Source organism: Roseicella frigidaeris (genome assembly GCF_003258945.1).
Lineage (GTDB): Bacteria > Pseudomonadota > Alphaproteobacteria > Acetobacterales > Acetobacteraceae > Paracraurococcus > Paracraurococcus frigidaeris.
This window is the reverse complement of the sequence record NZ_QLIX01000044.1, coordinates 1-17,890: the sequence shown is the minus strand read 5'-3', so window position 1 is coordinate 17,890 and position 17,890 is coordinate 1. Positions and strand designations below refer to the sequence as shown.

General features: G+C 69.1%; 14 protein-coding genes. 8 read left to right on the top strand and 6 right to left on the bottom strand.

Annotated elements, in window-relative coordinates; genetic code table 11:
* Nucleotides 1–576: 576 nt before the first annotated feature.
* The 4 genes from DOO78_RS25705 (at nt 577) to DOO78_RS25690 (ending at nt 4,394) form a co-directional block, all read left to right on the top strand.
* Nucleotides 577–1,539, top strand: coding sequence for a site-specific integrase (locus DOO78_RS25705; protein WP_243634797.1), 963 nt, complete (start codon nt 577–579; stop codon nt 1,537–1,539).
* Between the two features lie 80 nt (nt 1,540–1,619).
* Nucleotides 1,620–2,201 carry a hypothetical protein gene (locus DOO78_RS25700; RefSeq protein WP_111472746.1) on the top strand — a complete coding sequence of 194 codons (582 nt, stop codon included), beginning with the start codon at nt 1,620–1,622 and terminating at the stop codon, nt 2,199–2,201.
* Nucleotides 2,191–3,042 carry a segregation and condensation protein A gene (locus DOO78_RS25695; RefSeq protein WP_111472745.1) on the top strand — a complete coding sequence of 284 codons (852 nt, stop codon included), beginning with the start codon at nt 2,191–2,193 and terminating at the stop codon, nt 3,040–3,042. Before DOO78_RS25700 ends, DOO78_RS25695 begins: the two co-directional genes overlap by 11 nt.
* Nucleotides 3,043–3,293: 251 nt before the next feature.
* On the top strand, nt 3,294–4,394 hold the full coding sequence (locus DOO78_RS25690) for a YihY/virulence factor BrkB family protein (protein WP_111472744.1): 1,101 nt from the start codon (nt 3,294–3,296) through the stop codon (nt 4,392–4,394).
* A 91-nt stretch (nt 4,395–4,485) separates the two neighbouring features.
* On the opposite strand, the gene DOO78_RS25685 is transcribed toward DOO78_RS25690, so the two are convergent.
* Together DOO78_RS25685 and DOO78_RS25680 are read right to left on the bottom strand one after the other, a co-directional pair.
* Nucleotides 4,486–5,082, bottom strand: a complete 597-nt coding sequence (locus DOO78_RS25685) for an SH3 domain-containing protein (protein WP_165839090.1) — start codon at nt 5,080–5,082, stop codon at nt 4,486–4,488.
* A 581-nt stretch (nt 5,083–5,663) separates the two neighbouring features.
* A complete protein-coding gene (locus tag DOO78_RS25680; protein WP_111472742.1) occupies nt 5,664–6,827 on the bottom strand; it encodes a histidine kinase dimerization/phosphoacceptor domain -containing protein in 1,164 nt (387 codons plus the stop codon).
* A gap of 683 nt (nt 6,828–7,510) precedes the next feature.
* On the opposite strand from DOO78_RS25680, the gene DOO78_RS25670 reads away from it, so the two are divergent.
* Nucleotides 7,511–7,918, top strand: a complete 408-nt coding sequence (locus DOO78_RS25670) for a replication protein RepA (protein WP_243634796.1) — start codon at nt 7,511–7,513, stop codon at nt 7,916–7,918.
* A gap of 98 nt (nt 7,919–8,016) precedes the next feature.
* Here the strand turns inward: DOO78_RS25670 and DOO78_RS25665 are convergent, their stop codons facing one another.
* The 4 genes from DOO78_RS25665 to DOO78_RS25650 all read right to left on the bottom strand — a co-directional run bounded on the left by DOO78_RS25665 (nt 8,017) and on the right by DOO78_RS25650 (nt 12,610).
* Nucleotides 8,017–8,667 (bottom strand): LutC/YkgG family protein, encoded by a 651-nt coding sequence (locus DOO78_RS25665; RefSeq protein ID WP_111472739.1) that lies wholly within the window; start codon nt 8,665–8,667, stop codon nt 8,017–8,019.
* On the bottom strand, nt 8,664–10,064 hold the full coding sequence (locus DOO78_RS25660) for a LutB/LldF family L-lactate oxidation iron-sulfur protein (protein WP_111472738.1): 1,401 nt from the start codon (nt 10,062–10,064) through the stop codon (nt 8,664–8,666). Before DOO78_RS25660 ends, DOO78_RS25665 begins: the two co-directional genes overlap by 4 nt.
* Nucleotides 10,065–10,067: 3 nt before the next feature.
* Complete coding sequence (locus DOO78_RS25655) at nt 10,068–10,850, bottom strand: (Fe-S)-binding protein (protein ID WP_111472737.1); 783 nt, start codon at nt 10,848–10,850, stop codon at nt 10,068–10,070.
* Between the two features lie 83 nt (nt 10,851–10,933).
* On the bottom strand, nt 10,934–12,610 hold the full coding sequence (locus DOO78_RS25650; protein WP_111472736.1) for an L-lactate permease: 1,677 nt from the start codon (nt 12,608–12,610) through the stop codon (nt 10,934–10,936).
* Between the two features lie 478 nt (nt 12,611–13,088).
* On the opposite strand from DOO78_RS25650, the gene DOO78_RS25645 reads away from it, so the two are divergent.
* From DOO78_RS25645 to DOO78_RS25635, 3 genes are all read left to right on the top strand, one after another.
* A complete protein-coding gene (locus DOO78_RS25645; protein WP_111472735.1) occupies nt 13,089–13,910 on the top strand; it encodes an FCD domain-containing protein in 822 nt (273 codons plus the stop codon).
* A gap of 229 nt (nt 13,911–14,139) precedes the next feature.
* On the top strand, nt 14,140–14,775 hold the full coding sequence (locus DOO78_RS25640) for a recombinase family protein (protein WP_111472734.1): 636 nt from the start codon (nt 14,140–14,142) through the stop codon (nt 14,773–14,775).
* A gap of 12 nt (nt 14,776–14,787) precedes the next feature.
* On the top strand, nt 14,788–17,712 hold the full coding sequence (locus tag DOO78_RS25635) for a Tn3 family transposase (RefSeq protein WP_111472733.1): 2,925 nt from the start codon (nt 14,788–14,790) through the stop codon (nt 17,710–17,712).
* Nucleotides 17,713–17,890: the final 178 nt, after the last annotated feature.

Sequence of the window (17,890 nt, the reverse complement as noted above, 5' to 3'; positions counted from 1 at the left end):
TGCTCTGCCGTCCACGCCATTGCCTGCCCCCGCGAATCGCCCGCACGACCAGAGAATCACATCCGATTCAGCCGATTCAATTCCTTTCCGGATGGGCTCTAAGGCCAACAAGCCACCCTGTGGATTGCTCCCCAGGGTGGCCCTTTGCATCAGCCTCAATGGCGATCACATCCCCTACACCTCGTGCTGGCGCATCGGGATGAAAGAAATACCCCTACCGCCACCACGGACCATGGTTCGCAACGGAGCCGCTGGCGATGTGCGGCACGGTGATGTGGGCTTTGGCAATGTTGGCGAGAGAGTGAGAGGGGGCCATCCGGCCCCGGCACACTGCAGCGGCACTTCCCGGCGGCCTGCCCCTTCCGGCTCCCCAGGTAGGATACCCGATCTGCAACTGCGTTTCCTAGGCGGTGATTGGATGTGGCTCACATGCGATAAGTCCCGCTTACCGCAAGTGACCCAGGGCTTGCCGCAATCGCGGAAAACCGCCAGATTCCAGGCCTGACCGGGGGCGGGCAGGGAACCATGGGCGAGGCGGGGAGTGCGACGGCGGCCGAGGCCGGTCCGCCAGCGGTGGTGCCCCAGCAGGGTAGGGCTCTCGCCACGGCCGGCGCCGCGGCGCTCGCTGCCGCCCAGGCCTATGCCCGGGAGGCGCTCGCGCCGGAGACGCTGCGCGCCTATGCCGCCGACTGGGCGCATTTTTGCGACTGGTGCGGCGACACCGGCTGCGTTTCGCTGCCGGCCGAGCCAGCGGCCGTCGCCGCTTATTTGGCATCCCTCGCCGGCCTGTACTCGCGCTCGCTGCTCGAGCGCCGGCTGGCCGCCATCGGCCAGCAGCACCGCCTGCGCGGGCTCGACTGGTCGGCCGGCCATCCCGCCATCCGCACCACGCTGCGCGGCATCTTTCGCCGGCACGGCAGCCGCCGCCGCCAGGCCGCGGCGTTGACCTCGATCGAGCTCCGAAAGCTGGTGGCCGCCTGCGGTGGCGACCTGGCCGGCCTCCGTGACCGCGCCCTGTTGCTGCTGGGCTTTGCCGGGGCGCTGCGCCGCTCCGAGCTGGTCGGCATCGACCGCGAGCATCTGCGCTTCACCGGCGAGGGGCTGCGCCTGACCTTGCCCTCCTCCAAGACCGACCAGGAAGGGAAGGGCACCGAGCTCGGCATCACCCGCGGCAAGCGGGCCGAGACCTGCCCGGTGCGGACGCTCGAGGCCTGGCTCGCCGCTTCGGCCTGCGACTACGGCCCGGTGTTCCGCAAGGTCGACCGCTGGGGCAACATCGAGCACGCCCGACTCAGTGGCGAGGCCGTGCGGACCATCCTCAAGGGCCGGGCCAAGACGGCCGGGATCACCGTGCACAGCACCGAGCGGCTGTCGCCCCACGGGCTGCGGGCGGGCTTCGTGACCGAGGCCTACATGGCCGGCGCCCGCGACGAGCAGGTGATGGACCACACCCGCCACCGCGACCTCAAGACCATGCGCGGCTATGTCCGCCGGGCCAAGCTGGTCACCGAGAGCGCCAGCAAGCTGCTCGACCTGTGACCAGGGCCCAGGTCAGACGGCAGAGGTTGCCGGAGTCGGGCGGTGGGGCAGGGCAGGAGGCCGGCGCCCCAGCAGTCGAGGTGCTGGCACCGGCGCATACCGACTGGCTCTACCACCACCTCCGGGTCACCGGCGATCCGGCCGTGGTCGCGGCCTTCCGCCAGGCCGCCGCCGGCGCCGGGGTGATCCCCTGGCAGCACAGCCTCGGCCGCGCCGAGGAGGACTGGTTCCACCTGCTGGTCGCGCCGCCCCCGCCGCTCACCCGCAGCCTGAGCCTCGAGGGCGCCCGCATCCTCTCTGGCCAGCTGCGGACCGCGGCCGAGGAGCGGCTGCGGCTGGTGGCCGAGCGCTCGGGTGAGAGTTGCGCCTGCCCGCTCGACCTGCACCGGCTGCTGCCGGTGCCGGAGGCGATGCTTCGGCTTGGGCCCGAGCATCCGGAGGCGCGGGCCTGGCTGTGGTCACATTGGGGCACCACCGAGGCGCTGCGGCACGTGGTCGAGCTGCCGGTGCCGAAGCGCGGCCAGCCAGCCAGGCGCGACCCCAGCCTGCTGTGGCTGGGTTGCTGGTCGGCCGACTGGACACCCTGGGCCGCGATCCGGCAGCTGCGCGAGCGCTGGCCCGAGCTCAAGCTCGCGGTGCAGCCGCACTACGATGACCCCTGAGGCCGACAGCGCCGAGGCCTTCCTCGACGCCAGCCCGGCTGCGGTCGGCAACAGCGGCGCGCCGGCGCTGCGGCTCGGGGCCTATGAGGGACCGCTCGACCTGCTGCTCGAGCTGGCGCGGGCGCAGCGGGTCGACCTGTCGCAGCTCTCGGTCGCCACCTTGGCCGAGCAGTTCGAGGCGGTCGTCGCGGCGGCGATCGAGCAGCAGGCGGTGCCGCTGCCGCGTTTGGCGGACTGGCTGATCATGGCGGCGTGGCTGACGCTGCTGCGCTCGCGGCTGCTGCTGCCGGCCGCGGCGGCGGAGAGCGCCGAGGCGGAGCGCGAGGCGCAGGGGCTGCGGCGCCGGCTGGCGGACCGGGAATGGGCAAGCCGGCTGGCTGATTGGCTGGAGCAACGGCCGCAGCTCGGGCGGCAGGTCTTCGCGCGCGGCGAGGCGGAACCCAACACCACCATCAACGCCGGCGCGCCGCCGCTGGCGGACACGGCGGAGCTGCTGCGGGCCTGCCTGCGCCTGTTGGTGTTGCCACACCGGGACCGGGTGTACCGGCCGCGGCCGCCGACGCTGTGGCGGGTGCCGGATGCGCTCGAACGGATGCGCGAACTGCTGCCAAAGGTGGGGGAGGGGGCTGACCTCACCGCCTTCCTGCCGCCGCCATCAGAAGAGCGGGTCCGGTCACAGCTGCAGCAGCGGGCAGCACTGGCGACGACGTTCATGGCGGGGCTTGAGTTAGGTCGTGACGGACTTCTCGCCCTGTCACAAGCAGAGGCATTTGGCACATTGAGACTCATCCCTGGACGCGATGCTTCCACGCCTGAAGGCGAATTAAATGTGAGGCGCTGAAATTTGGTGGTCCAAGTTCAGCGTTAGCCTTCGAACCCTTCGTCGATCCGCAAGGACCTGTCTGCAAAAGGTATTCCTGCGATGTCTTCTACCCGAGAGCTATGTGAGGCCGGCACTCATCGTAGTCCTATCGCCAAGCTTCAACGATGGCACAGGCCTCGGCCAGCGTTTTGAACCGGTACGGGTTCGACAAGTGAAACTGCTTCGCTTTCAATCCGTTTCATGTTCTTGGCAATTCGGGCGTATGGACCATGGGTCGGATCTGGGCATTGCTGAAGGACACTGGTGAAGGCTTTATTTCAGACGATGCTCTGACCCGAGCGGCGGGTATCGCGTACTTCACCCTGTTTGCAATCGGGCCGCTTCTGTTCATCGCCACCGGTATCGCCAGTTTCGTGTTTGGCCGCGATCAGGTGGATGACGCCATCGCAGCCCAGATGACCGGCATGCTGGGCGACCAAGCAGCTGGTGAGGTCGGGAGGTTGGCCGAAGGCGCGCTGGGCAATGCGCGCGGCGGCTGGGCCATCGCCATTGGCCTCGGCACACTTCTGCTTACTGCGGGTGGTGCGTTTGGAGCGCTGCAAAATGCGCTCAATGCCGTCTGGAAAACCGAGGTTCCAGAAGCTGACTCACTTACAGAAACAGTCTCCCGCTTAGTGAAAGCAAAAGCTGCAGCGCTTGGATTGGTTGCGACAACAGGCTTTATTCTCATCGCCTCTCTCGCCATCAGTGCGGCCATTTCTTCGTTTGGCTCTTGGCTGGAAACCGCACTCCCAGGCGGCACGATCGTTGCGTTCGCGCTCAATCTCACCGTAACGGTTGGAGTGCTGACGCTCCTGTTTGCAGCAATCTATAAGGTACTACCTGATCGTAAGCTTGCTTGGCGCGACGTCTGCATTGGAGCTTTCTCAACCGCGATCTTATTCACCATCGGCAAAACCTTGATCGCGCTTTATATTGGCCAAAGCGATGTCGCTGCCGGCTTTGGTGCAGCGAGCACGATTATTATCGTGCTCGTTTGGCTTTATTACTCTGCGCTTATCTTTTTGGCTGGGGCTGAATTCACGCGGGCTTGGGCCAACCTCAAAGGGAGCAAGCAGTCAGCGCCGGTGCCAGCCAAGCCGGGGGAAGCGGTAGCTGTCTCGGATGCCAACCGAGACGTCCTGCAAGATCCTAATGGCTCATACGCGCGGAGGGAGCCCAGTGCCATCGTGCAGATCTTGGTTGCTCTTCTTCCACTTTTGGTCACCGGGATCGTCAGTGCCGTAATAAAGCGCCAGCGACGCTCGTCACACTATCGCTCACGCCCGCCGCGGCGAGGGTGGTGGACCTCCTTCAAGAATTTCGGATGAGCGCCACGCTCTAAGTTGCCGGTTGGTCGACGATAGCACCCCAGCTTGAATCGGCCAGCGTCGAAGGTTGGCAAGACGCCCGAGCACCGTCTTATCGGTCCAGCATCGACCCATGTATCCACCCGAAAGGTTGGTCCTCACCCACCTGTAGCCAGCCGCCAGGCGCCTCACCGAAAACTCGTAGTGTCGAGGCGCGCGGAACGATACGTACTACTGCCCCACTACCACCGGGTTGGCTGCGTATGTTCACCGGATGCGCTGCTTTGGTCGTCACCATTGGCAACGCAGCTATAGAGGGTGATGCAGGCCCCGGTGAAACCGGCACCGCTGAGCCAGTTGCGACCGGGGCTGGGGTATCAAGCGACGACGCTGCGCGCTGCTGCACACGTGACACGTCGAGTGGCAACGGCGGCAGAGCGCGCGCCTGCGGGCGTCCCGTTGGTGGGCCGCCGCCTTCGAAGCAGCGATCCAGCATCTCGACGAAGACGCGGCCGGCTTCTGAATTGGACATGCCAATTACCAAATCCGTCCGCTCCACCCTTCCCTCCTTGATGGCCACGACCGCGACAAATGGTATGAAGGGATCGGTGGCCTCACCGGTTGGGTTGATCTGACCACAAACAGCGATGGTATTCGACATCTGTTGTTGCCACGCCTGCACCGCACGCATTTGCATCTCACCCACCATGCGCAATCGGGTCCGCACTTGCGCCTCCGCAGCTTGGCGTGCGCTTGCGACGACGGACCCAGGACCAGGCATGTTCTTCGGCGGGTCATCGCAAGCCGCAAGCCCCACTGCAATCAGTGCGAGGAGAGGCACTACCAACTTACCCATCTTAAACCTTTATCAGCGGACGGGCTTTCTAAGCCAGGTGCAGGCAGAAACCAAAGAAAGCACTTCCTCGATGCGCCTTCGGCTAGCAGTTCGGGAATAGGCCAGTTGTCTGGCAGACTGGCTTGAGCGGCGGCCGCAGTTTGGGCGACAGTTGCCCACGCGCAGCGAGCTAGGCCAATCCATGACAACTACCGCCAGCGCGATACCGCTTGTCGCTACGGCGGCGCTGCTGTGCACTTGCTTGCGATTGCTAATGCTTCCGTACTGGAATCGAGTGTATCGACCGAGACCGCCCATGCTATGGCGGGTGCTTGATGGCTTAGGGCGATAAGGCGGTCGTAGATGCCGCCGGCGACCACGGCCCAAAGCCAGTTGTAGAAAGGCTTCTATCACGCTCCCGTTTGAGCCATAGCAGTGCCTTCCACGATAACCTGTCAATGTGCCGCTGCTGCTTGAGCGCGATCTATGAGGTGCACAACGATCCGGCGCTGGTTTTTCGGGTCGATTGATACGCTACCTGGCCGTGAGAGTGCCGCCACAAGTCGCATGCCCAAACCCTTGCCATTACCTGCCTTGGGAGCAAACCCGGGCGGAAACCCCGGACCGTCATCTGACACGGCCAGCACAACGCCGCAGTTATTGACGGCAGGTGGCCGCAGCAACTCGACACGCACCGGCCCAGCACCATGCTTCAAAGCGTTTGCGACCAGTTCTGCTGCAATCAACCCAAGGCGTGGTAAGAGCCCGGCGGGGACCGCCGCTGCCGTGCCGGGTTCCACATCCAGTACCAAGGGGGGGGCTGATTCCGCTGCCGTGGAGCCATCTAGCTCTGGCCGCTGGCCAACGCGTTGCAGCAGCCCCATAAGGTAGACCGCAGCATCCGATCCTCCTTCGTCCGTGTAGCGTCCAGATGTAGTGTGCAGGTGACGATGTGCTCCCGCCACTGCTTCGACACGGCGCGCAGCAGCTTGAATTACGTCGTAGGAAGGTGCGTCGGGGTCACGCTTCGCTTGCAGCAGCAAAGCGCTATGAAGCAGTTGTAGCCCGTTGGCGACCCGGTGGTCAGCCTCACGCTTCATTATATCTTTTTCAGCCATCGCCTCAGTGGTCCGGCGAATGCAGAGTCTTGCTTCCAGCAGTTCGGCTGCTACACCGGCCAGTGCTTCCACTCGATCTTGATCTAAGGAGGCTTCTGCTAGGTGCCAAGAATCAAAGGCGGCGATGTGCAGTGTGCCGATCTGGTGTCCGCTAAGTGCGTAGAGAGACGCCGTAGCGCAGATCTTAGTCTCGCGCGGCTCGACGTGCGTAACCTTCTCAAATACAGTTGCAGTAAGCGATGCCTCGGCTCGTAGTGCCGATCCAGCAATGCCAAGACCACCGGTTGTCTCGCCCGCATTGATCCAAACCATCATATCTGGTTTATCGAACAGAACACGGGCCAATGTAGTGAGACGATCGAATTCGTGCTGGCGTTGATCAGAGTGGTCGGGCAACCGCGGCTCAACGCCTGCTGCTTCATTGCTGGGTCTCCCCAGACAAAAGGATTGCTTGGCGTCCGTTTCAAACACCGACTGCTCTGACGAATGAAGTCGGCCCATCTGCGACACCTAAATAGCTGCCGCATTTAGCACACGACAATTTGAAATTGTCGAGAGGAATTCCTTATAGTCAACGAGGCCGTGGGGGATGGCGCCGGGTTGCAGTGCCCGTTCACGCAGTCAGGTGGCGGACAGTCGCCTGCAAGTGGGATGAGAGAGGCGGTGGATCATCAGGAGGATCATAGTCAGAATGAACAGAGTCTCGGAAACCTCGGCCAGCGCAGGTTCAGAAGAATGTCGAATAAGGCGGGTTACGGAAGCGCTACCGGTGTCGGTCCGCATTACCTCGGCCGTGCGATAGTTCGGGTAAGTTTGAAGGACCTGGACGAAGGAGAGCAACATGCTCGGCAGCAAGTCACCACAACCTGCCTGTTCGAGTCGGGCCTAATGGGGGGTTTACTCCCGCCCCTGAGCTGTCCACAGAACGCCCTATCACCCCGGGGGGAATATGTGACGCGGTGGGGGGTTTACTCCCGAAAGGCCAGTTATACCGGGGGGTTTGCTCCCGGACTCTACTAATTAGACTCAAATACCTTCTACTAGCCTGCGGGAGTAAACCCCCCGTTGACGCCGCTGGGGGTCGCCGTGGATGGTCGAACCACCTTGAGGGATTCGTCATGGCCGAGGCAGACGGAGGAGTGCGGCAGCTAGTGCTTCTCCATGGACGAGACCAGGCCCGTTCCATGGTCGAGCCCGAGAAACGGTTGCTGGTCGATATCGCTGCAGAGGTTATGGGAGACGAGGCCGGCAAGATCGGTATCACATATACCGGTTTCTGCCTCACTGGCCTACCACACCGTAGGCTACCCGACGACCAACCCTGGGAGAAGCGCGGGCATCAGGTGGTTCTGATGGTAGAACCCGGTCGTCTACGCCGTGGACTGGGCACTGCCAAGCTCTACGGCGTCCCCTACGGTGCCCGCGCCCGCATGATCCTCCTCTATCTGCAGACGGAGGCCGTTCGCACTGGCAGCCGTGAAGTCGAATTGGGACGCAGCATGCGGGACTGGCTGGGTCGCATGGGCCTGTCCTGGGGCGGAGAGACCGGCCCGCTGGCAGCATCCGTGCGGAAATTTGCGGTAAGGGCCTGATGCCGGCGTGCGGCGGCCCCAGGACCCTGGGTGCCGCGCGGCCGCAGGCGGCTGGCGGGGGCCCGCGTCGGGCGCGCCGCCGCCGCGGCGGTGGTTGCTCAGGGCAGGGGCGCCCCGACCAGCACAACGTGCAGGAAGGCCGGACCGTGGGCGCCGCGGACGTAGCTGCCCTCGATGTCGGTGGTGCCGCTGGCGCCGGTGATCAGGTTCAGGTTGCGCGGCGCCGGGCCGGCGACCGCCGCGTAGTCCTCCAGGTGCGGCAGGACGTCGGCGGCCCGCAGCGCGACCAGGTGGTGCAGGGCCAGGAAGTGGTTGAGCACCGCCGTCTCCGGCCCCGAGTGGAAGACCAAGGAGCCGGTCTCGGCGATGCCCCAGCGGGCTCGGCCGAGGGCCACCGCCTCGTCAGGCCGCGCCGCCTCGCGCAGCTCGAAGCCGGTCCAGTCCAGGCGCCGCAGCGCCGGGTCGGGTTGCAGCGTCAGCTCGCGCGGCAACTCGTGTCCGGCGAGGTAGCGCCGCACCGCCTCGGGCAGCTCCTGCAGGTCGCCGATGCGGTCCAGGGTGGCCCCGACCTTGGGTGAGACCACCCGCGCCGCGAAGGCCGCGACCGGGTCGGGCAGCGGCAGGGAGGGGCGGATCGCGTCCGGGTCGGCCAGCAGCGCCCCCGCCTCCGCGGCGACGGCGGCCGGGTCCGGGCTGGGGCGTCCGAGCGCGGCGCGCACGGCGCCGAGCACGGCCTCGCGCGCGCTCACCGGCCCCGCTCCCAATCTCGCAGTTGCTCCATGAAGGTGCGCCCAGCTGGCGCCGGCAGGTCGCGGTAGCGGGTCCAGGCGCCGGCGAAGGGCATGCGGGCGATCCAGCCGCCGCGGCGGAACAGCCGCATCGCCCGCACGGCCGCCGCGGTGCCGAGGCGGTAGAGCCAGGGCCGCTCGGCCGCGAAGCGCCACAGCCCCAGGCCGGACCGCACGCCGCGGGGCACCAGCCCCTCCTTCCAGCTCCGGTCGCGCCAGCCCCGCAGCAGGGTGGGCAGCGGGATGCTCACCGGGCAGACCTCCTGGCACCTGCCGTTCAGCGTGCAGGCGTGCGGAAGGTCGCGCGCCTTGTCCACCCCCTCCAGCGCCGGGGTCAGCACCGCGCCCATCGGGCCGGGATAGGTCCCGCCATAGGCGTGGCCGCCGATCTGGCGGTAGACGACGCAGTGGTTCATGCAGGCGCCGCAGCGGATGCAGCGCAGCATCTCGCGCAAGCCGTCCCGCAGCATCCGACTGCGGCCGTTGTCCACGAGCACGATGTGGAACTCTTCCGGCCCGTCGCGGTCGCCGGGCCGCTTCGGGCCGCAGTGGAAGGTGGTGTACTGCGTCAGGTCCGCGCCCGTGGCCGAGCGCACGAGCAGACGGAGCATCGCGAAGGCGTGCGCGATGGAGGGCACGAGCTTCTCGATCCCCGCGGTGACGACGTGCACCCGGGGCGGCGTCGTGGTCAGCTCGGCGTTGCCCTCGTTCGTCACGACGCAGACCGCGCCGCTGTCGGCGATCAGGAAATTGGCGCCGGAAATGCCCACCTCGGCCGAGAGGAAGCGGTCGCGCAGCTCCCGCCGCGCGCTCTCGACCATGGCCTCCACGGTGTCGGCCTCGTGCGGGACGCGGTGCGCGGCCTTGAACAAGGCCGAGACCTGCTCGCGCGTCTTGTGCAGGGCGGGCCAGACGATGTGGGACGGCGTCTCGCCCGCGAGCTGGACGATGTGCTCGGCGAGGTCCGTTTCCACCCGCTCGATCCCCGCCTCCTCCAGGGCGTGCGGCAGGCCGATCTCCTCGCCCAGCATCGACTTCACCCGCGTGACCCGGCGCGCGCCGGCCTCCCGGCAGATGCCCAGCACGATCCGGCACGCCTCGTCCGCATCCGCGGCCCAGTGCACCTTGGCGCCGCTCGCCGTCGCGTTGCGCTCGAACTCTTCGAGGTAGTGGTCCAGGTTGGCGACGACGTGGTCCTTGATCGCCGTCCCGCGTTCCCGCGCCGCGGCGAACTGCGGGTAGTCGGCCAGCGCCGCCGCGCGCTTGCGCTCCGCCGTGACGGTGGTTCGGTCGATGGCAAGCTTCAGGTTCGGGTCGGACAGCGCCCGGGCGACGCCGTATTGGAACACCGCCGCCATGGTTCAGCCCTCCTCGCCGATGGCCGGGCCGCCGCCCATGCCGGCCAGCACCTCGGCCGTGTGGAAGGCGCGCACCTTGCTGCCCCGGCGGTGCAGGGCGCCCGCCATGTTCATCAGGCAGCCGAGGTCGCCCCCCAGCAGCAGCTCCGTCCCCGTAGCCTCGATGAGCACGGCCTTCTCCTTCACGATGGCGTTGGAGATGGACGGGTATTTCACGCAGAAGGTGCCGCCGAAGCCGCAGCACACGTCGTTGCCGGTGAGCGGGCGCAACTCCAGCCCCTCGACCTCCCGCAGCAGGGCGCGCGGCTGGGCGAGGATGCCCAGTTCGCGCAGGCCGGCACAGGAGTCGTGGTAGGTGGCGCTGGCCGCGAGCGACACGCCCTCGGGCCGCCATCCCCTGACGTCCACGAGGAAGCTCAGCAGCTCGTGCGTCCTGCCGGCGAGCGCCTCGGCCCGGGGCAGCCACGCCGGGTCGCCCGCCAGCGCTTCGGGGTAGTGCATGCGGATCATGCCGGCGCAGGAGCCGGAGGGGACGACCACGTAATCGTAGCCCTCGAACGCCGCGATGACCCGGCGCGCGAGGGCCGCCCCACCCCGGCTGTCGCCCGAGTTGTAGGCGGGCTGCCCGCAGCAGGTCTGCGCCCGCGGCACCTCCACCGCGCACCCCGCGGCTTCGAGCAGGTGCAAGGCGGCGAAGCCGAGCCGGGGGCGTATCGCGTCGGCGAGGCAGGTGACGAACAGGCCGACGCGGGGGCACTGCTCGGTTCCCCTGGGGTTGGCGGTCATGGCGGCGCGGCCTCTTCCTCGGAGGGTTGGAAGGAGGTGCGCCGCGCGGGGCGGACCCGCCCCGCGCGGCTCGGCTCCTGAGTCTAGGGCACCAGCAGGGTGAAGGGATAGACGTAGGCCTGCAGCATCACGAACAGGCCGACCAGCACCGCCAGCGCGATGGAGTGGAAGAAGACGTAGCGCAGGATGTCGCCCTCGTGCCCGTACCACCTGGTCGCGGTGGAGGCGACGACGATGCTCTGCGCGTCGATCATCTTGCCCATCACGCCCCCGGAGGAGTTGGCCGCCGCCATCAGCACCGGCGAGAGGCCGAGCTGCTGCGCCGTCACCTTCTGCAGCCCGCCGAACAGCACGTTGGCGGCGGTGTCGGAGCCGGTCAGCGCCACGCCGAGCCAGCCGAGCAGCGTGCCGAACAGCGGGTAGATCCAGCCCGTCTGCGCGAAGGCGAGGCCGAGCGTGGCGTCCGTGCCGGAGTAGCGGGTGACGAAGCCGAGCGCGAGCATCGCCGCGATGGTGAGCAGCGAATAGCGGATCACCCAGAAGGTCTGGCCATAGGCGCGCAGCAGGGCGAGCGGCGAGTAGCGCATCACCAGGCCGGCGACGATCGCGGCGAGCAGGATGCCGGTGCCCGTCGCGGAGAGCAGGTTCAGGCTGTAGACCGCCGCCTCGGCGTGCGGCTCGGCGACCACCGGCGGCACCTTCATGACCATGTTGTGCAGCCCCGGCACCGGCAGGCGCCAGATCCAGAGGCCGTCGAGGAAGGCCCTCACCTGCGGCACGCCCCAGAGGAAGACGAAGACGGAGAGGATCACCCAGGGCAGCCAGGCGCGGAGCACCGCGCCGCCCTCGGCGCGCGCCGCCGCCGCGGCGCCGACCGAGCGGGGCCCGGAGGCCGGCGCGTTGTCCACCGTCGGGTCCTCGGTGCGGCTGGTGGCCAGCCACAGCGTCTTCGGGTGCCAGACGCGCAGGAAGCCGGCGAGGCAGACCATCGAGGAGATGGCGGCCACCACGTCCACCAGCCAGGGGCCGTGGAAGTTGGACACCAGGTACTGCGGCACGGCGAAGGAGAGGCCGCTGACCAGCAGCGCCGGCCAGACCTGGAGCATGCCGCGGAAGCCGGCGAAGGCCCAGATCAGCCAGAACGGCACGATCAGCGAGAACAGCGGAAGCTGCCGCCCGATCATGCCGGAGAGTTCGAGCAGGTCGAGCCCGGTGACGGCCGCCAGCGCGATCACCGGCGTGCCCAGCGCCCCGTAGGCCACGGGCGCCGTGTTGGCGATCAGCGACAGGCCGGAGGCGGCCAGCGGCGAGAAGCCGAGGCCGATCAGCATGGCGCCGGTCACCGCCACCGGCGTGCCGAAGCCGGCCGCGCCCTCGAAGAAGGCGCCGAAGGAGAAGGCGATGAACAGCAGCTGCAGCCGCCGGTCCCGGGTGATCGAGGCGATGCTGTCGCGCAGCACCGTGAACAGCCCCGCCTCCTCGGTCAGGCGGTAGAGGAAGATCACGTTGAGGATGATCCACCCGATCGGCAGCAGCCCGTAGGCGGCGCCGTAGAGGGTGGTGGCAGCGGCCATGTCCGCCGGCATGCCGAAGCCGATCACGGCGATGACGAGCGCAGCGAGCAGGCCGAGCGCGGCGGCGATGTGCGCCCTGATCTCGAGCAGGCCGATGGCGCCGAGCAGCACGACGATCGGCACGGCCGCGAGCAGCGTCGAGAGCCACATGTTGTTCAACGGGTCGTATACCTGTGACCAGACCATGAGACGTTTCCCTGGCTGGGGGATGGCGGGAAGGCGGTGGGCGGCCTCACCCGGCCGGCAGGCGGTGCGGGCGCGGCGCGGTGGTGGGCGGGTGGAGGGGGCCGCGGAACCGGGCCTGCCGGCCGGTCAGGGCGGCAGCCATCGGACCGGGTGCCACCTCGGGCACGCTTCCGGCCGGCGTCGGCGGCATGGAATGAGGGTGCGGGCGGCCGCGGGGGGCTGCGCCGCCGCGGCGGCGCCGGCAGCGTAGGGCCAAGCCCTGCCTGGTCTGTCACGCATCGCATCCTCCCACCGGGTCGGTCCGCTGCTGGCCCGCCCTGGTGGGCGGCGACAACGCGATTTCCCATTGAATAAAGCTTGGTAAAATACATTGACTAAAACTGTCAAATGGAAAATTGTGAAGCCCAGGCAATCTGTCTTGGACAGATCGCTTTCACGTGCCAGACTGCACGAGTGAAACCAACCGGAGGCGCCGGCCTTGCCCCCCGATTCGACGCAGAAACCGCCGGGACGCGCCGCCGCGACCGTGGCGCGCCACGTCGAGGCCCTGATCCTCGAGGGATCGCTGCGCCCCGGCGAGCGCCTGCTGCCCGAGCGCGAGGTCGCCGAGCGCCTCGGCGTCTCCCGCCCCACCCTGCGCGAGGGCATCCAGATCCTGGAGGAGAAGGGCCTGCTCGTCGGCGAGCCCGGCGGTGCCACCCACGTCGCCCCGCTCGGCACCAGCATCACCGACCCGCTGGCGGCGCTGCTCGCCTCCCGCGCCGAGACCACCTACGACTACCTGGAGTTCCGCGAGCTCATCGAGGGCGACGCCGCCGCCCTCGCCGCCGAGCGGGCGACCGAGGTGGACCTCGAGGCGATCGCCGCCTGCATGCGCCGCATCGACGCGGCGCATGGCGAGCGGGACCCAGTCCCCGAGGCCGAGGCCGACGCCGACCTGCACATCGCCATCTACGAGGCGACCCACAACGCCGTGCTGCTGCACGTGATGCGGGCGTTGTCGCGGATGCTGCGCGCCGGCGTGTTCTACAGCCGCGAGAAGCTCTACACCCGCCCCGAGGTGCGCGACCTGCTGCGCGACCAGCACCGCGCCATCCACGACGCCATCGCCGCGCGCGACCCCGAGGCCGCCCGCGCCGCGGCCGAGCGCCACATCAGCTTCACCCACGGCGCGCTGAAGGAGATCCGCGAGGCCGAGGCGCGGCTGGAGGTCTCGCTGCGGCGGATGGGCGCGGGGCGGATCGGCGCCGCGGCGGCCGCCACGCCGGCGCGGTCCGGCACCGGGGGCGGAGCCGGGTGACTGGCCCGGCCCGGGCCCCGCCGCCTCGACGCGCGGCCTCCAGCAAATCGTACGGCGACCCCTTGCACGCCGACGGCGGGCGCGAACTCGCGAAAACCAAGTCTTTGTCGTGAGCGGCCGGCCGGCACGCCGGATCCGGCCTTTCGCTTCACGACAACCCCGCAGCAATCAGTTGACGAATAACCCGCCCTGGCAGAGGTTGTCGTGAGCGGGCAGGGGCGCGAAGGCGATGGAATTGGTCGGCTATGCCCGGGTGTCCACCCGCGAGGAGCGGCAGGTGTTCGACCGCCAGATCGACGCCCTCCGGGCCGCCGGGTGCCAACGCATCTTCGACGACCGCGGCAGCGGGGCCAACGCCGACCGGCCGGGCCTCAAGGCGTGCCTGGACTACCTGCGCAAGGGCGACGTGCTGGTCGTGCTCGATCTCGACCGCCTCGGGCGGCTCGCCGGCGAGCTGATCCGGCTGGTGGACGAGCTGAAGGCCAGGGGCGTGGGCTTCCGCGCGCTGAACGCCGATTTCGACACCACCACCCCCATGGGCCGCGCCTTCCTGCAGATCCAGGCCGCCTTCGCCGAGATGGAGCGCAACGTCATCCGCCAGCGCGTGAAGGAGGGCCTCGCCGCCGCGCGCGCGAGGGGACGCAAGGGCGGCCGCCCGCGCCGGATGACGCCCGAACGCCTGCGCTACGCCCAGCACCTGATGGCCGACGGGAGCCGCTGCGTCCCCGCGATCTGCCGCGAGCTGGGCGGCGTGCCCGCGAGCACGCTGTACCACTACCTGCACGCCGACGGCACGCTCAAGGCGCCGGGCATCGCGCTGCTCGGCGCCGGGCGCGCTGCCGAGCGCCCGCCCCACGCGTCCTGACCGAGACCGCGGGTGGGCTCCCGGGCCAACGCACCTCGGGGCGACACGGGCGAGGACGCCCTCGCCCGGCGCTGGACACTGACCGCAGCGGACGCGGCCGAGGTGCTCCGGGCACGCGGGGCGGAGCACCGGCTGCGCTGCGCCGTCCAGCTTTGCACCCTGCGCGCCACCGGCCGCTTCGCCGCGGACTACCGGCGCGTGCCGCCCGAGGCGGTGAACCACCTCGCCGCCCAGCTCGGCCTCGACCCGGTGCTGGCGCTGCCCAAGCCGGAGCGGCCCGCCACCGAGAGCGCCCAGCTCGCGCGCATCCGCCGGCACCTGGGCTGGGGCGAGTTCGATCACGCCGCCGAACAGAGACTGCGCGACCGGCTGCAGGAGCGCGCGGCCGAGGGCATGACGCCCGGGCCGCTGCTGGCGCTGGCCGAGGACCTGCTGCGCACCGCGCGCGTCGTGCTGCCGGCGCCGGGCACGCTGGAGCGCCTGGTCGCCTCCGCCGCGGCGCACGCCGTCCAGGACCTGTTCGAGCGCATCGCCGCCGGATTGCCGGAACGGCTGCGCGACGCCATCGAGGACCTGGTGGACGTGCCCGAGGGCGAGCACCGCTCCCCGCTCGCCCACCTCAAGGAACCCCCGCCCGCGGCGCGGGCCAAGGCGATCTCGGCTCGTCTCGCCCGGCTCGACCTGCTGGACGAGCTGCTCGGGGCCGGAGCGGACCTCTCGGCCGCGACGCCGCAGCTGCAGCAGCATCTCGCCCAGCTCGGGCGCCGCTACGACGCCCAGGCGCTCAGGCGCTTCGCCCCGCCCAAGCGGCACGCCCTCGTCGCGGCCTTCCTGGTCGAGACCCGCAAGGGGCTGCTCGACCAGGTCGTGGCCATGCACGACCAGTACATGACCGGGTTCGAGCGGCGTTCCCGGCTCGCATACGAGGAGAAGCACCGCGCCCTGCGCCGGCGGGCCAAGAGCGGGCTGGACACCCTGCTCGGCGCCGTGGACGTGCTGCTCGACGCCGACCGCGACGCACCCATTTCCCGGCTTTACGAGGCCGTCGAGGAGGCCGCGCTGCGCGGGGCGGCGGCGGACTGCCGCGCCTTCGCCCGGTTGGAGGAGCGCGGCCTCCTGGACGAGTTGGCCGCGCGCTACGGCGACCTGCGCCGCTACCTCCCCGCCTTCCTCCGCCTGCCTTTCGAGGCGGCGGCCGGCAGCGAGGCCCTGCTCGCCGCCATCGAGGTCGCGCGCATGCTGGACGCGGGCGCCTCGGAGGCACTGCTGGACGACGCGCCCCGGCACTTCGTCCCGGCCGCCTGGCGCAAGCTGGCCTGCCCGGCCGGCCAGCGGCCACGCCGGGCCTTGTGGGAGATCGCGCTCGCCTTCGCGGTGCGCGACGCACTGCGTTCGGGCGACCTGTTCCTGGCCGCGAGCCGCCGGCACGTGTCGTTCTGGAACCTGCTCATGGGCGAGCAGCAGTGGGCCGAGGCGAAGGGGGACGTCTACGCCCGCCTGCCCGTGCCGCCCCGGCCCGACGAGGCGCTCGCCGCCCTGCGCGCCCGCTTCGACGAGGCCGCCGGCGCGGCGGCGTGCGGCCTCCCGCGCAACCTGTTCGCGCGCATCCAGGACGGCGAGCTGCGGTTGCGGCAGCCCGACGCACTGCCGGTCACGCCCGGGCTGCGCAAGCTGCGCGCGGTCATCGCCGCCAGCCTGCCGCAGGTCCGCGTCGAGGACCTGCTGCGCCAGGTGGACCGCTGGACCGGCCTGACCCGCGCCCTCGCCCCGCTCGGCGGCTACGAGCCGAGGGGCGGGGAGGACACCTACCGCACGCTGCTGGCCGCGCTCATCGCGCACGGCACCAATCTGGGCGTCGCCGCCATGGCCGGCAGCATCGAGGGCATGACGCCCGACCGCCTGCACCACGCCTCGCAGTGGTTCCTGCGCGAGGCGACGCTGAAGACGGCGAGCAAGGCGGTGGTGGACCACCACCACGCGCTGCCGTTCAGCGCCACCTGGGGCGACGGCACCCTGTCCTCCTCCGACGGCCAGCGCTTCGCCGTGCAGCGCGACGGCCTGCTCGGCGCGGTCTACCCCCGCTACTTCGGCTACTACGACCGGGCGATCACCCTCTACACCCACCTCTCCGACCGGTTCGGCGTGTTCGCGACGCAGGCGATCTCCTGCGCCCCGCGCGAGGCCGGCTACGTGCTGGACGGGCTGCTGGAGAACGACACGCTGGTCCGGCCGCTGGTCCACACGACAGACACCCACGGCTTTACCGAGCAATTGTTCGGGTTATGTCATTTATTGGGCATCGCCTTCATGCCCAGGCTGAAGGACCTACCCGACCAGCAGATCTACAAGCTGGACAAGAACACGGATCACGGCCCGCTGGAGCCGCTGTTCCGCGGCGTGGTGGACACGGCGCTGATCGCCGAGCAGTGGGATCAGCTCGTGCGCATCGCCGCCTCGCTGCGGGACAGGACCGCTCCCGCGCACGTCGTGCTGCAGCGGCTCATCAGCGCCTCGCCGGCGGACCGGGTCTCGAAGGCGCTGACGGCCTTGGGCCGCGCGTGCAAGACGCTCTTCATCCTGCGCTACATCCACGAGGAACCGACGCGCCTGGCCATCCAGCGCCAGCTCAACCGCGGCGAGGCGCGCCATTCGCTCGCGCGCTGGCTGTTCTTCGCCAACCGCGGCGAGTTCCGGGTCGGCGACTACGAGGAGGTGATGAGCAAGGCGAGCTGCCTCGGGCTGCTGTCCAACGCCGCCGTGCTGTGGAACACGGTCCAGATCGAGCGCGTGGTGGGGCGCCTCCGCGCGGGCGGGGCCGAGATCGATCCCGCCGACCTCGCCCACGTCTGGCCGCTCCAGCACGCCCGCATCATCCCCAACGGCACCTACTTCCTGGGCTGGCCGCAGGACGAGACGGCCGAGACGGCTTCGATCTGACCCCGCTCAGGCCCTTACCGCAAATTTCCGCACGGATGCTGCCAGCGGGCCAAGACGGCGAAAGCGATCGATACGTCAGAGCCCATCCGGGAAGTTCTGATTCAGGCGGAGGGGGTTGCGGCCAGCCGTCGCAGCATGATGCGGATCATGGCCAAGCGGACGAAGGCGCAAGCGATGC

Bases quoted from the DNA above. Each gene is read 5' to 3' on its own strand.
- DOO78_RS25650 (WP_111472736.1), bottom strand. From the start codon at position 12,610: ATGGTCTGGTCACAGGTATACGACCCGTTGAACAACATGTGGCTCTCG.
- DOO78_RS25660 (WP_111472738.1), bottom strand. From the start codon at position 10,064: ATGGCGGCGGTGTTCCAATACGGCGTCGCCCGGGCGCTGTCCGACCCG.
- DOO78_RS25680 (WP_111472742.1), bottom strand. From the start codon at position 6,827: ATGGGCCGACTTCATTCGTCAGAGCAGTCGGTGTTTGAAACGGACGCC.
- DOO78_RS25685 (WP_165839090.1), bottom strand. From the start codon at position 5,082: ATGGTGGGTGAGATGCAAATGCGTGCGGTGCAGGCGTGGCAACAACAG.
- DOO78_RS25670 (WP_243634796.1), top strand. From the start codon at position 7,511: ATGGTCGAGCCCGAGAAACGGTTGCTGGTCGATATCGCTGCAGAGGTT.
- DOO78_RS25640 (WP_111472734.1), top strand. From the start codon at position 14,140: ATGGAATTGGTCGGCTATGCCCGGGTGTCCACCCGCGAGGAGCGGCAG.
- DOO78_RS25690 (WP_111472744.1), top strand. From the start codon at position 3,294: ATGGGTCGGATCTGGGCATTGCTGAAGGACACTGGTGAAGGCTTTATT.
- DOO78_RS25695 (WP_111472745.1), top strand. From the start codon at position 2,191: ATGACCCCTGAGGCCGACAGCGCCGAGGCCTTCCTCGACGCCAGCCCG.
- DOO78_RS25655 (WP_111472737.1), bottom strand. From the start codon at position 10,850: ATGACCGCCAACCCCAGGGGAACCGAGCAGTGCCCCCGCGTCGGCCTG.